The sequence below is a fragment of the Salinicola sp. MH3R3-1 genome, assembly GCF_001937155.1.
Lineage (GTDB): Bacteria > Pseudomonadota > Gammaproteobacteria > Pseudomonadales > Halomonadaceae > Salinicola > Salinicola halophyticus.
This window is the reverse complement of record NZ_MSDP01000005.1, coordinates 1-20,408: the sequence shown is the minus strand read 5'-3', so window position 1 is coordinate 20,408 and position 20,408 is coordinate 1. Positions and strand designations below refer to the sequence as shown.

The following is a 20,408-nucleotide window of genomic DNA, read 5'->3' as shown; positions in this document are numbered from 1 at the left end:
AGCAACTTTATCCTATAACCTTCAATTGTTTTTGGACTAACAAATTACTCGTATCAACAAGGCTTTCAACTCTCATTTTGGTAACAGCAGGATGTACGTTTTTTTCGACGAATTTGAGACCATTTTGCCTATATTGAAGATACTTACCAGGGTTGCTCCAGAGCTCTTGGATTAAATCATAGACACCGCTTGGCTCTGTATAGCACGCAGCGTCTTTAAAAATCGCTTCAAATTGCCAAGGTAAAATAACCACTACACCACGAGCCATTGCTTCTGCAATGTTACGGCCAAACTCTTCTATATAGTCACAGTGAACGAAGTGAACGAAAAAATCTAAGTCATCCAAAAACTCGACAACTGAAACAGAGTCAAAGTCATACAGAACCCAGTTTTGAGGTATTTTTTCTAGTAATTTTTTTGGATATCTCACCCCACCCATCAATCTTACTTCAACTTCCGAGTCGGCCATATAAGCCAACTCTATATCTTGCGGGTTAGAAGGCCATTTAGTCCAATGGTCTCTAGCATGCCTCCCCACGACAGGCACATTTCTATTACTTTTTAAACTCGTTCTGTTTTTTTGTGACTCTATAATTTTTTCGGATAAAGGCGGGTACCAGATCTCGTCATGTATATATTCATAACCGCATTTTTGCAGAACTTCTTTTGCAGATGGGGAAATCGCTATCCAGACGGGTAGCCGTCCAAAATTTCGTTTACAGGTTTCTTCTACATCATTTTTAAAATAGTAATGAGGCTCCTGACTGCGAAGCTGCATTGGCGACTGGTTAACCAAGATAAAAACCTTGTCAGTTTTTATAGTCGGAAGTAAATCCGGCTGATACTTTAAAATAGGTGGATGATGTATAAGCAGAGCCTCACAAGAAACTTCGTCTTCCCACGTTAAAATATCTACCCCCGGATTGAAAGACAGCAGACGATACTCCGCAGCGATATCTTTAGCGAATCTTAAATCAAATCTAGGCCAATGAAACATACCAATTTTTAGGCCTAAATCAACGGCCGATTCTATATATGCCTCGTTGCACCTGCGGGTCCCTCCCAATAAACTCAGGTCGGAAATTAGTATAATATCGTAGCGGTTATCAACGCCTCTTTTTTGAGGAGAAAGACCGTTTGGTATAGGGAAGGGGAATTTTTCCCCCGTACGCTCCATTTTCAAGTCAGCCCTATTCTTGCAGCGGTTTCTCCAAAACTCGGCTTGTTTCCCGTATTCTTTCCTTACGCCATAATCCAATGACTTGAGACTTGTCTTTGCGCTAGATGTTAAAGATGCTTCGTGCTTCAAAAATAAAGACATTGGTACGTTCGGAAAAACATCTATAATCGCATCTGTACCAAATAACTTCCTAGCTCGTTGCAAAAACTCGTCATCCGCATTTGCAACGATCCCATCCCACTCCCCCAATGCCTCTAAGTCCCCACGGCGAATCATTAAAGAGGGGTAACTTCTATGGACATACTCCATATTATTACGTTCAGGACGTAGCGAAAAATAGAGTTCAGGACTGACTCTCGCCATAAAACTAAAAGTAAGCTTGGTCTCATTAGTTGCCAAAAGCTTTTCAAGTTGACATTCTATCATTTGAGGATGCGACCAATCGTCACTGTCATGGACAGTAATCACTTCTCCTGTCGCCAATGACAGCGCCCTATTTCGAGTTGGATAAGCGCTTAAATTCTTTTCGTTTTTGTATATTTTTAATCTGCTATCTGTTGCAGCATAGCTTTTTAACATCTCCCAAGAACCATCGCTGCTGCAATCATCTACAGCTACAACTTCCAGATTTGAATAAGTTTGATTTAGCAAGCTTTCAAGAGACACGCGCAAATGTTCTTCTGCGTTATAAACAGGCATAAGAACACTAACTTTTACATCTAGATTTATCTGCGAAACAGGCCGTGAACATATATTATCGAATCTTGCAGCCAACTTATTTTTTTTGAACTCTAACGGGCTCAAAAAATTTGACGTGTATATTTCACTAATGATACTAATTATAGCTTCGTCGCTTTCACCTTTGGCTATATGCAAATTAGTTTTTGAGCATAAAAAATCACTATCGATGCCTTTTTTTAAAGGATACTCTATTTTATCCGCGGCACGGTCAAGTTCTCCAACATTAATCAGTGCCTCTATTTCTAAAAGCCGAGGCTTTTTCCGGCGCATAAATGAAGGATTAAAATATCGAGCTTTATTAAGGTAATATCGCGCTTTAGACCAATCTTTTTGGCTAGCAAGCACACGCGCAAGCTCCCAAGCAGCGTTTCCTCGCTCCGTTTTTTCCTCCGACTTATTTTCCACCATGTCCATTAAAAGCAAAAGAGATAGATTTTCATATCCTGAACGCAACTTTACAGCCAATTCTTTAGATTCAATACCAAGCTTTGAAGCCTCTTTATATTCTTTTGCATGTGAGTATAAATAAGAGAAATAGCTGGCTGAATCTTTATACAGGAAATCTTCAGCCCCGACTCTATTTAACTTCTCACCATATTTATGAAAATGCTCCTCCGGATTAGCCCGTAGAATCGAAACATCACGATAATGTGAAGCATACCAACTTGAGTCAAACAGACTAGTCTTTTTAAGGAATTCAACATGACTAAACATTTTATTCAACTCACTTAGTCTCTATGATCTCTGACAATTAAAATTAACATGTTGATAATCAGCGTAACGAATATAGCAATAACTGAAAACACTGCTATCATATAAAATCGTTCAGGCTTTTCCGGGTATTCCGGCATCGTTGGGGATTGCAGTACAGAAAGCTGTTTGAGCTGACGTGCGGCCTCCACACGAGTATTTTCCAGCGCAGCTAATGTACCCGAGTAGGCTTCTTGTGCGAACTGGGCGCGGAGCTGCAGCGTCTGGTATTTGGACGACACGGCGTTGAGTGCGCCGCCCGACTGTGCCGCCAGGCGCTCTTTCTGCTCGTCGATTTGTTTCTGAAGCGCACTGATCTGGCTTTTCAAGTTTGTCATTTGGGGAGAAGTCTGACTCTGGTAACTGCCCATCGCAGCGCGCTGCGCTTTCAGGCTGGCTAGCTCGCCTTCCAGCTTGGCGACGACGGTGCCCAGGCTCTGAACCGTCGAAGTTGGCGACGCCAGGCCATTCTCGTTTTCGAACTCGAGCAGATCCTGTCGGGTTTCTTCGAAGCGCTTCTCGAGCACACCCACCTGCTCTTCCAGGAATTTGACCTGCTCCTGGGCGAGGCGCTGGCCCATCTCGTTCATATGGCGCTCGCCTTGCTGAAGGATCAGCTTGGCGATCTTGTTGGCTTCTTCCGGAGTAAAAGCATTCACGTCGACTCTCAGTACGCCGGCGTACTCGTCCAGTTCGATGGAAACCATGCTCTTGTAATAATCCAGCAATTTCTCCGTCGGCGCGTTCTCGTCACCCAGGCGGCTGAAGAAATCGCCATTGTTGGCATAGTGCTCACGGAAGTCCGCGTTCTTCTCTAGGAAGTGCAGCATATCGGTAGAGAGCATGTAGTCTCGTAGCAACAGCATATCCGCCGAGTTCTTACCGCCACCGCCAGAGAGGATCGAGCTGAAGCTGAGTTCCGGCGTGGATATCTGCGGGCTTTCCAGAATCACGTGGGCATGAGAAACGTAGCGATCAGATGCCCAGATCGCCCAATAAAAGCTGACGAGTAAAATCAGGATGATACAGAGAGTCCAGTGGATCTGGCGCTTGGCGAAATCCAACCATCGATGCGGCGCGCTGGCCGTGGTAGCTGTTTGCGTCATAGGAAGGCTTACTTCTTACCCGAGGTGTTGTGGTAATGCTCGATAGCATCGTTGATATCGTCGAACCAGACCGCATGCCCCTTCTCAAGCAGCACGCCGGCCTGGCATAGATCCTTCAAAATGCCTTCACTGTGAGAAACCATAATCAAGCTGGCGGAGTTAACGCGTTCGTTGAACGCGTCTTTGGCTTTCTGCTTAAAGGCTCTATCCCCCACAGCGGTGGCTTCATCCGAAAGATAGACATCGAAATCGAAAGCGAGCGAGAGACCAAATGCCAACCTCGAGCGCATGCCGGAAGAATAGGTACTGACTGGCTCATCAAAAGATTTACCGATCTCAGCGAAATCCTGCACCCGCTGAATTAACTGATGAATGTCTTTCCTAACGCCGTGAATACGAGCGACGAACTTGACGTTCTGGCGACCGGTCATGCTGCCCTTGAAGCCGCCCGCCAGGCCGATAGGCCAGGAAACGCGTGCCTTGCGGTCGATTACACCCTTGTCGGGGAAGTCCATACCGCCGATCAGGCGCAGCAAGGTCGATTTGCCCGCGCCGTTACGACCAATTAACCCGACACTCACATTGGTCGGGAACGTCAGGTTGATATCCTTGAGTACCCAGTTACCGCCAAACGGCCCGTGGTAGCGTTTATACAGATTACGAATTTCGATCATGTGCACTAAGCTCCGTCAGCGCATCTTGAGACGAGGCGCGAAGTGAATGTGCATCATCAGGCCAAGTGTCATGCTGCTAAGTGCCCAATACCAGAGATAGGTCATATCAATTCCCTGGATCGAATGATAGTACTGGAAATAGTTCATTCGCATGCTTTCCAGCCCATGCAGGATGGGGTTGTAAAGCATGTATTCCTGCGCTTGATGAGGGAAGTAGGTGACCGGAAAGATAACACCGGAGAGAATTAACAGCGGAAATGAGATCATTTTGATGATTCGCCCTACTTCCGGCACCAATCCCGCGACGACGGAAAAGAGAACGCCCAGACCAGATCCTAAAGCCCAGAGTGAAAGCCAGTCCATAAGCACTCCCACGGCGTGATAAGCGCTCATATCGACTTTGAATAAGGCCGCAATCAAAATGAAAAGTAAGAAAATAAAGCTGCGAAGAGCTCCCTCTACCCAACAACGTACCAGCACCGGATCGACAGGTGATATTTGTCGATAGGTAAAAAGCCCTTTGTTAGCGTCAATTGCACCTATTGGCTGAGTCATACAGGCACGAAATAGATAAAAACCCATTAATCCGACAATTAGCCAAGGGATAAACTCCGCCCCGGAAATATGACGGGAGCTGCGAATATAAGTACGGATGAAAATCATGATACCGATGGTGGCCAGCGGCTCGAAGATCATCCAGAACCAGGCCATACGATCCGCCGTGGTGCGGGCGATGAATTCGCGCAGCGTCATCGCCGACCATACATCCCAGGTGACACGAATCGCGCTCCGCGGTTCATGGGGCATGGGCTGCGCCACATTATTCATCGGGGCCTCCCACTTTAGACACAAATCTTGACCAGACAGAGAAAGAGTCCGATCGATGATAATCGAATCGAGAAGTACTTCTCATCGCAAGAAACCCAAAAGAAAGCCCCGCTTAGAGCGGGGCTGATTGACAACCGCGCTGTTTATAGATCTAGCGCAATTTTCGTTGACACAGCGATTTGGTAAAGGATCTGCGTGAGGCTGGTGGCAAGCTCGATATTGCTGGTCGGCGCTGCCGGCAGCACCAGGATTTCGTCGCCGGCGCGAACGTCCGTCTGCTCGGCGTGGATGACGGCACCGTTGCGATGTACGACCAGCACCTGATCGTCATCCGCACGCGGGGTCATGCCGCCGGCTTGGCGGATATAGTCTTCCGCGTTCATGCCGGGCGTGTAGACCATCGCCTGCGGGATGGTGACTTCGCCGCTCAGCAGCACGGAATCCGAGCTTTCCGGAATAGTGACGACGTCGCCGTCCTGCAGGCGGATATCGGCGATGTTGTCGCCGCGAGCGACGACAAGACGGCCGGTGGGTTCGGTCTGGCGGGCCTTCTGCACGAACTTCTGGATCAGCTCGGCCTGACGAACCTGAATCTCGCCCTCTTTCGCGGTGCGCGACGGGTAACCCAGGTAGGTCTGCTCGAGCCGGTCCAGGCTTTCGTTGAGCGATTCCTTCTGCTGCTCGGCGACACTCTCGCGACGGATCGAGACGTCCTGATAGCTGGTCATGTTCTTGGGCACGCTGATCGCGTTGAGGAACTCGCCCAGATGCGCGTCACGCGGTAGCACGTAACGTGACGGGCCATAGTAGCTGCCTTCGACCTGCACAACGATGCTCTCGCTGCGCTTGTCGGCGCTGAACAGCACTTCATCGCCGCGTTCGATGGTGGCGGTGCGGAACTCGTTGAGCGTCAGATAGCGTGCCACCGGGCCTCCCGGACGGTCGCCACGCAACAGGACGTGAGACACCCCAGCGCGCAGCCGGGCCAGGTTGGTCACGTCGCCGCCGGTCAACGTTTCACCCGCCAGTTCGTAACGGAACGGGCGCTCGACATCGCCGACTACCGCCACGGCCGGTCCGCGCTCTTCGACCACGATGGTATCGCCGTCACGGAACTGCGGATGCGGCATCTCGCCGTTGATCAGAAAGTCGTAGAGGTCGATGGTGTCGACCGTGCGGCCGCCCCGCTTGACCACGATCTGACGATAGCTGCCCAACGCCTGGTCGATGCCGCCGGCCTGATCGAGGAAGTAGAGCATCGAATCGCTGGGCGTACCGGAGTAACGGCCGGGATTCTTGACGTAACCGGTGACGAACACGCCTACCGGCTGCACGCCCTGTAGATTGGTGTAGACCTCAACGTTTTCCGGATAGACCGACTTGATAGCCGAGGTGACACGGGAGTTGAGCCCGCTATTGGTGGTGCCCTGGACGTTGAGCGGCCCGATGCCCGGCAGGAAAATGTTGCCTTGGGAATCCACCGTCAGCACGCTCTGCATTTCGGTGCCGCCCCAGACGCGCAGATTGATCTGGTCGCCGGGCTTGATGGTGTAGCCGGGGTTGAGACCGTCAGCCATGACGCCGCGGAAGCCACCGGTGAACAGGTTGGCACCGAACGGCGGCAAGGTGTTGGGATCGACCTGGCTTGAGTTGGGATCGACCGGACCGTAATTCGAGCTGTTCCAGTTCGCTCGCGGCTGATCGTCGACGCTCTGCCCTTGCTGCTGTTGGGACTGCTGCCCGTCGCTCCCCTGAACCTGAGAGGTCATCGACTGGGCCTGTTGGTCCTGCGGGACGATGCTGTCGGCACCGAAGGTTTGCGCGTTGGCCAAACTGACGTTCAGGCACGCTACCGCCACCAGGCACCCGGCCCGGAAAAACGACGCTGCATGTTTCATGCGAAACTTCCTGTTGTATTCGCGCGGCTCAAGGCCTGCTTTCCAGCGGTTCGACAAACGATCTGGCTGTTCGAAAACGATACACGCGAGCGCAGGCGCCCAAGCAGGGGATTTTTGTTACGGAGTGCTGGGATTGACCAACATCTGAGTGACCAAGCGCTGGGCGTACCAGCCACTGTCTTTCACGAGACATGCCACCTGGGCGCGGTTGGCGCTCGCAGGCGCACCGTCTCTTGCGACATCCAGGTGCGTACAGAGCCGGCCACTGGCGGCGAAGTAGCGTTCCTGAACGATGACGGAAACGTTCGAGCCCCACGGGCTCTTGGGGAAAGTCGTGATGCTGCCGGGGGTGGCGTTGTCTAGAAAGCTGGATATTTCGGGGCCGAGAGCGGCGCCGCCCTGCATGGTGCCGACATTGTCGCCACCGTAGTGGCTCTGGGAAGCGCAGCCCGCGAAGGTCACGGCCAAGGCCCCCACCGCTAACCACCGTCCTAGCCGACCGCAACCGGCGGACACCCCGTTGAAAACGTTTGGCATGTTGTCTGTTCAACCTGATGGACGAAAACTGGAAAACCGGCAACGTGGGCATCCTGGAAGAGCCTCTCTCCCAAAAACCCTTGCCGGGGAATCGATCTATCACCGCACGACACGCTATTTGTCGGAGTGACCCGAGGAATCTCGCCTGCCTCCGCCATGCGTTCATGAAGCGAACTTGAATTAGGCTCAACCCGTCGCCTGATAACCCTACGATTGTATGGTGCCAGCACAGGCTTGCCTACAACCAAAAGTGTGGATCTCTAGGAAGGGGCGTATAGACAACGTTACTTTGCGTAACCATTTAAACATGAGGTAATTCATTCATCCATGGCAAATCGCTTACAAATCAAGCATCAAGATCCTGGCTGAAGGGAGGTAACGGATATTTACCAGCGTCTCCACGTACGCCTGTCAGTGCGACGCCGTGGGTAGCGAATGTCGGGATTGGCGAATGAAGAGTATGTATTACGGGTGCGGGAACCAAGCTCGAGACATGCCGTGATGTCTTCGCTGAAGCTCGATCCGCCGCTCAAACCGACAGCGCGACGTTCAACGCCTTTTCCCATCGCGCGCTACTCTGCCCGCAGACGATGAAAAATGGGTTGAGGGTGCTGTCCTGCTGGTTGCAGCGAAGGGGCTGGAGGGTTTCGGCGTCGAGCACGTAGCCGCCGGCGGCGGTGACCACGGCCTGGGCGGCGGCGGTATCCCACTCGCACGTTGGCGCGAGCCGCGGATAAAGGTCGGCGGCGCCTTCCGCCACCAGACAGAGTTTGAGCGAGCTGCCCATGGAGACGCGCTCGTGGCTGGGTAGCTGGTCGCAGAAGATATCGAACGCGCCGACGCCATGCAGACGGCTGCCGACGATTCGCCAGGGCCGCTCATCGGCTGCCGGTAGCTCACGAACATGGATCGCCCGTTCGCCTTCGGCCGATATCTTGAAGGCGCCCTGCTCGGCATCGCCCCACCAGGTCACGTCGAGAACCGGGGCGTGGACGATACCGAACACGGGAACGCCGTTGTCGATCAGCGCGACGTTGAGCGTGAACTCGCCGTTTCTCCTGACGAATTCCTTGGTGCCGTCCAGCGGGTCGATCAGCCAGTAGCACGACCACTGCCGGCGGGTCTCGTAGGCGATGGGGTCGCTCTCTTCCGAGAGAATCGGAACCTCGGGCGTCAGGCGCTGGAGAAGATTGCTCAGCGCGTGGTGAGAGGCCATGTCCGCCTGGGTCAGCGGACTATCGTCAGCCTTGGTCTCGACGCTGAAATCCTGAGCGTAGATCTGCAGCACGCGTTGGCCAGCGTCGAGCACGCCGCGGATCAGTTCTCGCCTGAGCGGTTCATCGATTGTCATGCGCGATCTCCTGGAGTGGATGTGGCTCGCCCCTTCTGCGCAGAGCGCTAGAACGGCCATATCAGCGGGATGAGCCCTATCGCGGTGGCGCCGACCAGAGCGCTCACGGGGAAGCCCAGCTTGAGATAGTCGTGCATGCGGTAACCGCCCGGCCCCATCACCATCAGATTGGTCTGGTAGCCCAGCGCGGTCATGAAGCTGGCCGAGGCCGCGATGGTGATAGCGATCACGAACGGCATGAAATCCACGCCCAGCTGTTGCGAAACCGCTATCGCGATCGGGAACATCAGCACTGCCGCGGCATTGTTGGTGATCATCTCGGTAAACAGTACCGTCATCAAATAGACGAACGCCAGCGCCAGCCACGGGGAATCGATATGCGCGACGACCCGCTCGGCGATGGTTTGCGCCGCGCCCGATTGCGTCATCGCGGTGCCGAGAGAAAACGACGCGGCGATCACGATCAGCACCGAAAGATCGATGTAGCGCCGTGCCTTGCCCATGCTCAGACAGCCGGTCATCAACAACGCCCCGGCAGCGAGAAACGCGGCTTCGAGGATTGACAGTAGATTGGTGGCGCTAAGCACGACCATCACGCCGAGAATGCCCAGCGAGAGCGGCGCTTTCTGAAAGTTAGGCGGCGTCGAGTCGTTGAGCTGGCTGACCAGCAGGAAATCCTTCCGGTAGCGATACTGCTCGACGAACGCCGGCCCGGTTTCCAGCAGCAACGTGTCGCCGACCTGAAATTCGACGTCCCCGACCTTGCCATCCAGCCGCTTCCCGTGGCGGGAAATCGACAGGATTACGGCCTGGAAGTGCGAGCGAAATCGCGACTCCCGCACCGTCTGGCCGATGCCTACGAAATCCGGGCTGACGACGGCTTCCACCAGACAGCGCCGATGCCGCGCCACCTGCAACTTCTGAACGTTGCCGGTTGCGGGGCTCAGGCCACGAATTTCGCGCAGCTCCCGGGCGCACTCCGGCGTGCCGATGAAAACCAGGGTATCGCCGCCCAGCAGCTTCGTCTCCGGCGGTACCGCCGTCAGCAGATGGTCGTCGCGCTCGATATCGGTCAGGTAGCCGAACTGCAGGTTGCGCAGGCCGGCGTCGGCGATCGATTTGCCCGTCAGCGGCCCCTTGGGGTCGACAATCACTTCGACGCTGTATTCTCGGATCTGGTCCAACTGGGCGCTGGTGCCGTCACGTTGGGGCAGCAGCCATTTTCCGAAAATCAGGATAAAGCCCCCGCCGACGAGCAGAATCGGCAGCCCGATCCAGGTCAGCTCGAACATCCCCAGCGAGACGCCCTGGCGGCTCTGCAACAGACCATCGACGACCAGGTTGGTGCTGGTGCCGATCAGCGTGCAGGTCCCGCCGAGAATCGAAATGTAGCTGAGCGGCAACAGCAGCTTGGAAGGCGACAGACGCAGGCGGTTCGACCAGTCCTGGATGGCGGGAATGAACATCGCCACCACGGTGGTGTTGTTCATGAACGCACTGAGGACCGAGGCCGGGAGCATGACGCGCCACTGGGCCCGGCGCAGGGTCGAGGGCTGGCCCAGCAGCATCGCCGCGATCCACTTAATCGCGCCGGTCTCCTTGAGCGCAGCGGCAACGACGTAAAGCGCCGCGATGGTCATGACGCCAGTGTTAGCGAATCCGGCCAGTGCTTCTTCCGGCGTCAACACATCGGCGAAGATCAGAAACGCCATCGCCCCGACCAGGATGGCGTCCGGCGCGATGCGCGTGAACACGAGCGTGGCGAGTACGGCCACGACCGTGGTGATGCTCAACCAGGCATCGATACCCATACTTCCGCTACTCCACGCCTGGGTTCCAGTAATTACCGCTGAATCAACGGGTTAGAGAGCACCCGGCGGCATTCAGGCCGAATGCCACGAGGGCGCATTTTACGCTGGCCGCCTCGACGGGTACCAGCACGGCTTTTCTAGGAGAAAATAGCGGAATGGGTTTTGGTTTGTACTTAGCCGGAGAGCCCCGTCAAAATCAGTGCGGGTTCGATGCCGTTGTCATAGGCGTAAAGCGCGATTAACGGCAAGAAAACCGATCGAATCGGCAAGAGCCGCACCTGCTTATATCTGTCCTTCGACAGTTCGCGAAAGCGCCGACGCAGATAGACGCCGGCTTCGGTCGCATGGAAGTCAGGCTGTCGCTGCGATTGCGCGACATAGGTCATGATCAGCCATCCCAGTCGGCGTTCCCGATCATCACCGATCCAGCGCTCCGCCAGCGCGGGCGGCACACTCAGCAGCAATCGAGCAAGATCGAGGCCCGGAGGCAACATGCCGGCGTGATCCCAGTCGATGAACACCGGCCGGCCGGTATGCGTTTCGATCAGCACGTTCTGAGGATGAAGATCGCCATGGGAGACGACGCGGGGTAAGCGGTAAAGAATTCTTGCCATTCGCAGTAGCAGCGCCAACTCGCGCCAATGCCCTTGGTTCAACGCGGAAAGACAGACGTCTCTGACCATTCTTCTCAGGGCATGGCGCCCTCGGCGGTCTGCCTTTCGGCCAGCGCCGACACTCCCAGGGCTGGTCGTGTCTGCGCTGGTCATATCGTCGCTATTACTTCTACTTCTGCGCATCTCATCGGGCCAACGGACGCGCGATAACGCTATGACCGAGGCGATGGTGTCGCGATACGCCTGCTCGTTGCCCGTCGTCGATGCGACATCAGCCCGATTGCCTGGGTCATCCACCCCATCGCTGGACGTAGCGACAGGTGAGGCGACAAACGGGCCCAGCGGCTGGCCCTCGATGTGCTCGACCATCAGACTGGCGGACTCTCCTCGTCGGATAACCGCTTCCAATAACGGCGCACCGACGGCATGGGGCTCGAGCACGCAACGATGGAGCCGTTCCAGCCACGCGACATGGTGGCGCGGGCGAGCGCGATGGATGACATAACAGGTCTTCGGCGTTCGAACACCCACCGCCGACAAATTGCCTCGATGCCCGAACAACGGCCTAAACGCTTGAACGTCGAGACTGGCCGCCAGCGGCTGCAAAAACGGGCGGAACGCTGGAAGATCACCGTAAGACATCGCCGAAAGCCAGCCGTCTGGCGCGGATTTTGGCCCGGTTTCGGGCATCACGACCGCCAGCCCGCCGCCCAGCAGCCGGCCGCTGTCCAACGCCCGCACGCGGACGAGATCGCCGATCTGCAACGCGAGCGGCGCCCGAAAGCCGACATCGAGGCGGGTCGTGATACCCGCTTCGACAACATCGGGCCGCGCCTCCTGACACAGCGCGCAGTAGCGCACGTCACCGTTAACCGAAATGATCACGCCCCGCTCGGCGGGCTCTCGGTTATCGGCCACGTACCAGCCTCTAACGAACTGCGGAGTGACTTCGTCGACGAACCCCGGCATGAACGCTCCCCGGCCGCGTCGCGACCTTAACGTCAGTTTGTTGTTATTCAGCGCACGGTGAATAGTACGTCAGCCGTTCGAGCGGGTTCGTAACGTCTTACTGCGGCGAGAAAACGCCTGGGCAACATAAGTTCATTAATACATTCGGAAACGGTCGAACGCCGTCGATTGGCGGGAGGCGATTAAAAGTAAAAGGCGTAGACACGGACTGGCGCCCAACAGCTTACGCAACCTCCACAATCATTGACGATTTCGCCACAGAAAAACACGGCATTTATCCAATCAGCACTGAATCCGGGCGGATATTGAACGAGTATTAAATAAACAACAGGGAGATCATTGTCATGCCCCAGGAACTCACGCTGAAGAATGCTTCAAACAACGTGCCTGAAACCAGCGATCCGGCCGCTCGCGAGCAAAGCGCTGAGCGTTGGGTATCGACATTGTCCAACACCCTGAATCTGAGCAAGAAGGCCGTCGAATCCGATGACGATGAATCCAGAACGTGGAAACGGGCAAATGGCGGGACTAAATCGCCCCGGAATCTCAACGATTACAAACAGATCGTGACGATCGGCGATGATCTCATTCGCTACGAGACCAAGGGCGGCAAGAGCGTAGAGGTCGACCGACATTCCACGCCGACGTTGTTCGAAACGGTCAAGCAGGATGCCGCCCAGATGACCGCACTCAACGAGAGCGGGGAGGACGGCTATGGCGTCTTGCCGCTGGATGCCGAGCCGCCCGGCAAGCTGAGCGACTATCGGTTCATCGCCCCGCCCGACGAAGTCGCCAAGGGTATCATCCGCTACGAAATGCAGGATGGTACGCGGGTCGTGGTTGCGGAACGCGCCGCACCCGAGCTCTACGCCGCCATCAAGAAGGATTACGAAAGCCTGATCGGCATCAATGAAAGCGAATCGGACGGCTACAAGCGCATCGGTGGCGACGCCACCCCGCCGCCCTACTACAACACCGAGGTCGGCGCGCCCGGTGAAATGGGGCCGGAGGTGATTCGCTACGAGCATGACGGCGAGAAGTTCGTTGTCGCGCGCAGCGACAACCCGGAGCTTTATGACTACTTGAACGAGCAGTACGCGACCTTGGGCGGTAACGCCGAGCATCAGGATGCCATCGATGGCGCGGTCGAGGATGGCGCCACCATCGCCGGCGCCGATACCAAAGCGCCCGAGTTCAACGATTTCAAGAATTTCAGTTGGCAGAACGACGCGCGTGACGACGTCATTCGCTTCACCACCCACGATGGCAGGAATGTGGTGGTATCGAAGGCCCTGACGCCAGCGTTGTTCGAAACGGTTTCAAACGCACAGAAAACCTGGGACCGGATCCACGAGCTCGAGGACGATGGTTACAAGCTACGCTCCGCGGACGAGGACATCCCGGTCCTGGGCAAGGGCGACAGCGTAAAGAGCGCAACCGACGAGCACGGTGACGTCATCGAAGGGCTCAAACTGGTCGAGGTCGATGGCGAGAAGTTCGTGGTCTCGAAGGGGGTGACACCGGAGCATTTCGAGGCCGCCTCCAGCTTCCAGCAGACATCGAGCAAGGATGCCATCGACGATGTCTTTTCCGATCACGATCTGCCCGAGTCGGAAGAGACCAACCTGATGGGTCAGGAGACCACCGTCGAAAACGATGACGGCGAGGCGAAGACGGTCACCGAACTCTACATGGAGAAGCTGGAGGAGAAGGCGGAAAACTCGGACAACGAGAACTTCAAGAAGTATGCCCGCCTGCTCGAACTCAAGTCCCAACTGGACGATGGAAGCTTCCAGTACCTGCCCTACATGACGGTCGATCACGGCGGCGACTGGACCTACTATGCCAGCGATACCCAGGGCATGGATCCCGCCGACCTGCGCGGCCTGATCCATGAAGAGAAGCTCGGCGAGGAGCTCTCGAAACTGCTCGGGGACGAGGAAATCGCCAAGTTCACCGACGAGGCGATGACGGAGGCCCAGAGCAAGATCAAGGATCGCGACGGGCTCGCCGATAAGATCTACGACTCGTTGACCGGCGACAAGGGGGCGGAATACATCGATGCCATCGAGGACCTCCGTGACAAGGGTTTCGGTGACGAAGCCGCCACGCGTTTGAACAATGATCTGAACACGCTGCAAGCGCTCGACCCCGACCGCGCGGCCGAGGCGAGAGGCAGCATCACGGCGGCCAGTACCGCCAGAGGTCTCGAGGAAGAGCTCAGCGACATCGACGCCGAATACGATGCTTCTCAGAACGGCGACGACATATCGCCGGAGAGTGAGGAAGCCGCGGAGCAGGTCGCTGCCGACATGGTGCCGACCGTCCTCACCGGCATTACCTACAGCACCTTCGGCATCCAGACCACCGATGGCGTCTGGAACGCGGTGAAGGATGCGCTCTCCGCCGACAAGACCGACCCCAAGGGCACGGTACCGCCCAACCTGTCGGCAGACGAGAAACTGCAGTTCACCAAGATCATGGCGATCGCCGCCGGCCTCAAGGAGGTGATCAAGACGGCGGCGTTGAGCGGGAGCAACGTCGAGACGGCGCTGAAGGATTCGTCTCTCATGCGCGATGTCATGAAGAAGGTGAACGAGCAGTTCCGCAACATGACCACCAGCCGCGACGGCCAGCCGCCCATCGTCGAGCTCAGCGACAGCCAGCGCACCAACGTGCAGAGCTCGCTGAAATCCCAGTTCCGCAGCCTGATGAACTCGAACACGATGTTCGCGATCGGCGGCACCGCAGCGCTGGCCAACGCCATCTATCGCCGCTCGGGTGACGATTTCGGCGACACCTGGCAAGAGCGCATGACCGTCGCGCGCGGCATGCTGGTGTTCATCGGCACCACGCCTTTCGCGCTCAAGGGCATCACCGATGCGGTGGGCCCCAAACTCGACGAGGGCGGCCGGCTGGCCAAATTGTTCGGCACCACCAACATCACCCATGCGCTCGGTCTCGACAAGGAGATGGGCGACGTCCTGCGCGAGCGCTTCCCCGACAAGTTCAACGGCGATAAAGCGCCCTCTCTCAATCCGGGCGAGCAGGCGCGGGGCAAATTGGACGACGTTCGCGGCAAGCTCGAATCGTTCGATACTCTCCTCGACCGCCCGGATGCCCCCGACTTCGAGCAGAAGGCCCAGGGCCTGGTCGACGATATCCAGGGCCAACTCGACGAGGTCGACCGCGTCGTCAAGGAGTCCGACTCGCTCAGCGACGACGGGAAGAAAGAGATCCAGCAGCGCCTGGACACGATCGAGGATCGGCTCGACAAGGTCGAAATGAAGAAGGAGGGCCTGGCGCCCCAGAATGCGGACGACCTCAGGGGGCTGGTCGACGATCTGTTCGAGGAGATCCAGCCTTTCGCCTCCTCGGCGACGCCATCGGAGCAGCGCTTTGCCCAGATCGACGACTTCGATCGGGCCGTGGCAGATTACCGGCAGTTAATGGATGCCGATGGCAAGGGCAAAGGCAAGATGCCGGAACAGGCGCCGGCACTGTTCGACGACATCATGGAGAAGCATCGTGCCATCCGCTCCTCTATCGAATCCGACCCGACGCTCTCCGACAGCGATCGCGCACAGCAGCTCGATCGGCTGGACGAGATCGCCAACCGCCTGGACGACGTCCGCCCGACGGACGGCGGCGCCCTGCCCAGCGGCGCCGGTGACGCGCTGGACGACCTCGACAGTCTCAGCGGCGATCTCCACCAGCGCTTCGATCCCGCCAACGGCGAATCGTCGAAAGTCGCCATGCAGCCCTTTAACCAGGCGCTGGATGACGAAGCCGACGTGATGACCAACGGAGAACGTACCCAGGGTGGCACGTCACCCGATGGCCCCGGGGGTACCAGCGGTGATACCAGCAGCAACAAGAAGACCAATATCTTCGGCCCTGCGCTCAAGGGCCTGGCCTACATGACCGACTTCGCCGGCGGCATTCTCGATACCGTCGTCGCGGGCATCGGGCTGGATCAGTTGATCAAGAACGGCGGCACCCCGATGGAGTTCGCCGCCAGTTCGACGGGCGTGGTCTCCGGCTCGTTCTTCACCATCGGCGGCGCTGCCGAGATCGGGGCGTCACTGCAGACGGCTTCGCGCGTGCTTACCGGGCTGGGCGCGGGTCTTCGTGCCGCCGGCCCTATCGGCAACCTGATCGGGCTGGGCGTCGGCTTCGCCAGCCTGATTCTCAATGCCGTGATGGCCCAGAAGAAAGGCGCCGAGACCGAGGGCAAGATACGCGATCAGTTCGAGCAGTTCGCCGAGGATGGCGTGACCGAGGACGATTGGGGCGAGAAGTTCAACTACCTGATCAACTCGAGCTACGGCTTCAAGGAGATGATGCACGCCGGAGACGACGACAAGGAACCCGACCCCCTGTTCAAGGAGTGGTTCCCCGAAGACATGGCGGCGTGGGAGGCGCAGCCAGAGCAGTACGACAAGTTCACTCAGGAGATCGAGGAGAATGGCAACGTCGACGACTTCTTCTTCGATTTCGACCAGGACCAGATGCAGCTCAACGTTCACGGCCAGGAGTTCTACCAGGAGCACAAGGAGACCATCGATACCATTCTCTTCAACTGGGACGAAGGCGACGGCGGCAACGACTGGACGGGCGGCGACGATATCGTCAGCAAGAAGGATCTGAAAAAGATCGCCGATCCGGAAAACGGCCACTCGAAGGAGGAACAGGCGGCCGCCGAGTTCCTGCTCAATAATGAGGACTTCTTCGCCTTGCTGGACACGCTACACAAGCAGGACGGCTCGGACGGCAAGATCAGCAGTGCCGACATCGACTCCTGGATGCAGTTGATCGGCGAGCGTGCGATCACCGACGACAACCCGGCCTTCGCCGAAGAAGACAGTATCTGGGACAACCCGGCATCTTATAAGCTGTAGGCCACGAGCTACGACCCCGAGCTGCGGGCTACGGGCTGAAACTGAGGGCTACGAGCCCGGGGCGATAAAACGCGGGCCATGTCTTCCCTCGAGACATGGCCCGCTGCCGTTTCGGATTGGGCTAACTAACGACGCTCACCCAAACTGGCTCATGGTATTGAGACCTCCGCCGGCCTTGAGTGCGGCTGCGCCGGAGAAGTACTCCTTATGGTCGTCGCCGAGATTGGATCCGGCCATGTCCTGATGCTTGACCGATGCCAGACCGCGGCGGATCTCGCGACGCTGGACGCCAGCGACATAGGCCAGCATACCCGCTTCCCCGAAATAGCCCTCGGCCAGCTCATCGGTGGATAGCGCCGCCGTGTGGTAGGTCGGCAAGGTGATCAGGTGGTGGAAGACGCCGGCTTCGCGGGCCGCATCGCGCTGGAATGCCTGGATCCGGCGATCCGCCTCCTGGGCAAGCTCGGAATCATCGTAATCCACGCTCATCAGCTGGCTGCGCTCGATGCCGGAGAGCGAGCGCCGTTCTCGTTGCCCTTCTGTCTGCCCTTCTCGCTCCCAGTCGTCGAAGACCTGCTGGCGGAAGTTTAGCGTCCAGTTGAATGATGGCGAGTTGTTGTAGACCAGCTTGGCGTTGGGTACGACTTCACGGATGCGATCGACCATGCCGGCGATCTGGCCGACGTGGGGCTTCTCGGTCTCGATCCACAACAGGTCCGCGCCGTTCTGCAGGGCGTGGATGCAGTCCAGTACGACGCGGTCCTCGCCGGTATCGGAGCGAAACCGATAAAGCCCGTTGGCCAGGCGCAGGGGTTTGCGCAGATCGCCGTCGAGTTTGATGATCGTATCGCCTTCGTTGACGTCATCCGCGGAGCAGATCGGCACGGTACACAGAAAGCTGTTGTACTGGTGGGCGAGATCCCCTGGCTCCTTGCTGACCGGCAATTTTTGCGTCAGTCCGGCACCCAGCGAATCAGTCCGGGCGACGATCACGCCCTCTTCCACCCCGAGTTCCAGAAACGCGTGGCGGACGGCATTGATCTTGGCCACGAAATCCTCGTGGGGAACGGTGACCTTGCCATCCTGATGACCGCACTGCTTGGCGTCGGAAACCTGGTTTTCCAGCTGGATACAGCAGGCGCCCGCTTCGATCATCTTTTTCGCCAACAGGTAGGTCGCCTCCTCGTTGCCGAACCCGGCGTCGATGTCAGCGATGATCGGCACGATGTGCGTCTCGAAGTCTTCGATCCGTTCCAGAACCCCTCTGACCATCACTTCGTTACCGCTCTTCCTGGCGCTGTCCAGTTCGCGAAACAGTGGCGTCAGCTCCCTGGCATCGGCCTGACGCAGAAAGGTGTAAAGCTCTTCGATCAGCGCGGGAACCGAGGTCTTCTCATGCATCGATTGATCGGGGAGCGGCCCGAACTCGGAGCGCATGGCGGCGATCATCCAACCGGAAAGGTAGAGATATCGCCCCTGTGTCGTCCCATGGTGTTTCTTGATCGCAATCATCTTCTGCTGACCAATGAAGCCGTGCCAGCAGCCCAGCGACTGGGTATATCGCGAGGCGTCCTGGTCGTACGCTCGCATGTCCCGACGCATAATGGCTGCTGTGTAGCGAGCAATGTCGAGTCCGGTACGAAATCGATTCTGCGCTCGCATTCGCGCCACGTGCTCGGGATTTATATTGCCCCATTTACCGTCCTGATCCAGACACAATCGGCTCAACGATTCGATATCGCGCTGATAGATCGACATGACTACCTCCACCTGCAGGGATTGATGATATTCGCAGAATCCAGATTCATCCTGTCGTGATTCAGACGGCCAAAAACGACCGTTTTAAATCTGCCAACAAGAAATAAATGAACCCATCGACGACCCCACTATGTGAGAGATAGTGTCATGGCAACAATTCGTACTTAGCCGCCGTCAGGGTAGGTCTTCTACCCAAAATGGCGGTTATGGATGAATCCTGTAGTCATGTATGACGTATGATGCCGATCGCTCCGAAGCAGGAATATTATTTGCCAGAAAACCAACGGTGCTCGGCGAATTTTCGGCAGGCTTACAAAACTGCTGCAGTTTCATCAGTTTGGGATAATTTGGCCGACATTATTCTGATAACGGCGCCCTTGCCGAGAGCTTTGCGCGCAACCGCTTTATCTGCGACTTTCGTCGAGAGGAAGTTAGCCGGTTTTCAAATTATTAACCTGCGGTAGCCAGTTCATCCCGATTGGGTGACCTCCGCCCAATGGCGAGCTGCCCCAGCGAGATCACATAGGGCGGCATCCAGCAGAGCCTGGACGTCGTCGCGCTGCCAGTCGTGGCGCAGAATCGCGTTCCGGGAGGGAACTGAAGATATCGCCATGCTATTAGTCAATTGGTAAATTCCAAGATTGACAGAATAGTGTCACGACGATCGGTTAACTTAGATAAAAAAGCGGTTAACAAAGAGCGAGATGGATATGGCGCCAACGATCGCGCTTCGTAGCGATGGCTTGCGGGCTGTCGCGATAGGCTGTCACGACGAACTGTACTCGACAGGCTGCTTTGACGGGCTGTCTCGATGGGCTGTCTCGATGGGCTGCCTCAGACAGGCGAGGCGGCAGGTATTTCACTCGCCCCAAGACAGGACGAGTGATATTGATTCAGTGGGTCTTTGACTTGGACTGTTGGTACAGGTCCAGCGCAATCTGGCATAGCGCTCCGGCCAGCAGTTCCAGGTTGTCGTCGGATTCCTCATTGGCGACAACAACGCCAAAGGAACCGTCCGGACGCTCGGTCAGCTCGATGCTGTAGCGCTTGAGTTCCTGCTGCTCGATCATTTCAGCCATGACTCGCTCCTGGTGTCGGTTCCCGTTATTCAGGAATGAGGTCAGTGTACGAGGGCTTTATGTCAGCGGCGTGACAGGTTCGTGATAACGAGATGAACATTTCGGTTCAGACGAGCGTGCCGGGGTCCTGAACACGACAGAAAGTCAGGCAAGCGCCAGCATGCAGGAATCGTCGATCCGGGCCTTACCGAGAGCAGAGGGTCATACAAAC

Annotated in this window: 12 protein-coding genes; 1 reads left to right on the top strand and 11 read right to left on the bottom strand. The window is 56.6% G+C overall.

What is annotated here, in order from left to right; all coding sequences use genetic code 11:
- Nucleotides 1–7: 7 nt before the first annotated feature.
- The 9 genes from BTW08_RS03650 to BTW08_RS03610 form a co-directional block, all read right to left on the bottom strand.
- Complete coding sequence (locus tag BTW08_RS03650; protein ID WP_083627660.1) at nucleotides 8–2,635, bottom strand: glycosyltransferase; 2,628 nt, start codon at nucleotides 2,633–2,635, stop codon at nucleotides 8–10.
- A 14-nt stretch (nucleotides 2,636–2,649) separates the two neighbouring features.
- Complete coding sequence (locus BTW08_RS03645) at nucleotides 2,650–3,777, bottom strand: chain-length determining protein (protein WP_083627659.1); 1,128 nt, start codon at nucleotides 3,775–3,777, stop codon at nucleotides 2,650–2,652.
- Nucleotides 3,778–3,785: 8 nt separating this feature from the next.
- Complete coding sequence (locus tag BTW08_RS03640) at nucleotides 3,786–4,451, bottom strand: ABC transporter ATP-binding protein (protein ID WP_075561172.1); 666 nt, start codon at nucleotides 4,449–4,451, stop codon at nucleotides 3,786–3,788.
- A 15-nt stretch (nucleotides 4,452–4,466) separates the two neighbouring features.
- Nucleotides 4,467–5,279 (bottom strand): ABC transporter permease, encoded by an 813-nt coding sequence (locus tag BTW08_RS03635; protein WP_075561171.1) that lies wholly within the window; start codon nucleotides 5,277–5,279, stop codon nucleotides 4,467–4,469.
- Nucleotides 5,280–5,422: 143 nt separating this feature from the next.
- Nucleotides 5,423–7,177, bottom strand: a complete 1,755-nt coding sequence (locus tag BTW08_RS03630) for a polysaccharide biosynthesis/export family protein (RefSeq protein ID WP_075561170.1) — start codon at nucleotides 7,175–7,177, stop codon at nucleotides 5,423–5,425.
- 117 nt (nucleotides 7,178–7,294) lie between these two features.
- Complete coding sequence (locus tag BTW08_RS03625; protein WP_246837638.1) at nucleotides 7,295–7,639, bottom strand: DVU3141 family protein; 345 nt, start codon at nucleotides 7,637–7,639, stop codon at nucleotides 7,295–7,297.
- A gap of 604 nt (nucleotides 7,640–8,243) precedes the next feature.
- Entirely contained in the window at nucleotides 8,244–9,065 is an 822-nt protein-coding gene (gene cysQ, locus BTW08_RS03620) for a 3'(2'),5'-bisphosphate nucleotidase CysQ (protein ID WP_075561168.1), read from the bottom strand.
- Nucleotides 9,066–9,112: 47 nt separating this feature from the next.
- On the bottom strand, nucleotides 9,113–10,876 hold the full coding sequence (locus tag BTW08_RS03615; RefSeq protein ID WP_075561167.1) for an SLC13 family permease: 1,764 nt from the start codon (nucleotides 10,874–10,876) through the stop codon (nucleotides 9,113–9,115).
- A 173-nt stretch (nucleotides 10,877–11,049) separates the two neighbouring features.
- Complete coding sequence (locus BTW08_RS03610; protein WP_075561166.1) at nucleotides 11,050–12,459, bottom strand: phosphotransferase; 1,410 nt, start codon at nucleotides 12,457–12,459, stop codon at nucleotides 11,050–11,052.
- 344 nt (nucleotides 12,460–12,803) lie between these two features.
- On the opposite strand from BTW08_RS03610, the gene BTW08_RS03605 reads away from it, so the two are divergent.
- Nucleotides 12,804–17,360, top strand: a complete 4,557-nt coding sequence (locus BTW08_RS03605; protein WP_075561165.1) for a hypothetical protein — start codon at nucleotides 12,804–12,806, stop codon at nucleotides 17,358–17,360.
- 135 nt (nucleotides 17,361–17,495) lie between these two features.
- On the opposite strand, the gene BTW08_RS03600 is transcribed toward BTW08_RS03605, so the two are convergent.
- Together BTW08_RS03600 and BTW08_RS03595 are read right to left on the bottom strand one after the other, a co-directional pair.
- Nucleotides 17,496–19,118 (bottom strand): isocitrate lyase, encoded by a 1,623-nt coding sequence (locus BTW08_RS03600; RefSeq protein ID WP_075561164.1) that lies wholly within the window; start codon nucleotides 19,116–19,118, stop codon nucleotides 17,496–17,498.
- Nucleotides 19,119–20,011: 893 nt separating this feature from the next.
- Nucleotides 20,012–20,197: a hypothetical protein gene (locus BTW08_RS03595; RefSeq protein WP_075561163.1), complete on the bottom strand. Its 186-nt coding sequence runs from the start codon at nucleotides 20,195–20,197 to the stop codon at nucleotides 20,012–20,014.
- Nucleotides 20,198–20,408: the final 211 nt, after the last annotated feature.